Origin of the sequence: Photobacterium frigidiphilum, from assembly GCF_003025615.1 — a bacterium.
Classification (GTDB): domain Bacteria; phylum Pseudomonadota; class Gammaproteobacteria; order Enterobacterales; family Vibrionaceae; genus Photobacterium; species Photobacterium frigidiphilum.
On record NZ_PYMJ01000139.1, the window covers coordinates 1 to 698 of the forward strand.

At 55.9% G+C, this 698-nt stretch carries 2 protein-coding genes; both read right to left on the reverse strand.

The genetic code is table 11. The features are described 5' to 3' along the window. On the reverse strand, positions 1–420 hold a 420-nt coding region (locus tag C9J12_RS30290), incomplete at its 3' end, for a lipoyl domain-containing protein (RefSeq protein ID WP_193944730.1). After that, positions 413–698: transketolase C-terminal domain-containing protein (locus tag C9J12_RS30295; RefSeq protein WP_322348896.1), on the reverse strand; the 286-nt coding region annotated here is incomplete at its 5' end. The genes C9J12_RS30295 and C9J12_RS30290, both read right to left, overlap by 8 nt.

Consider the following 698-nt stretch of genomic DNA (forward strand, 5'->3'; position numbering starts at 1 on the left):
GGTATTTGAGCCGATAGCTGGGTGTAGCTCTGCAGCGCTGTCGATCGTGTCGTGTCTATCGGCGCGGGTGGCCGACGCTGCAGGTGCAGGTGCAGGTGCTGGTGTAGGTGCTGAATGCATAGGCGCTGTCGGTTTAGGTATTGAAGGTACAGGGGCATCTGTCGTTGTCATTCGGGCCAGCACACTGCCGACCGGAAGTTTAGTGTCTGGGGTGATCAATAGCTCGGTAATGGTGCCGCTATGATAGACCTCCATCTCGATAGCACCCTTGCTGGTTTCAACCACCGCAATCGTATCGCCTTTTTCAACCCTGTCTCCCGGTTTGATCTGCCACTCAATCAGCGTACCGTCTCGCATATCTGCGCCGAGGGAGGGCATGGTGATATCAATCAGGTTGTCGGTTGCTTGGCTGCTATTCATGGCGTGGCTTCCTGTTTCTCTCCTCTAAGTCGCGCGCGGCGAAGGTTGCTCTGGCGGCGGAAATAATTTTGTCGATCTGAGGAATGGCAGCCTGCTCTAAGTGATGAGGATAGGGTATAGGTACCTCTGCGGTGCAGACCCGACCGACAGGCGCATCCAGCTGCCAGAATGCCTGTTCCATGATGACGGCACTGATTTCACCCGCTAGGCTGCCGGTGTACCACCCCTCATCGATGATCACGGCACGGTGAGTCTTACTGACGCTGGCAACAATTACC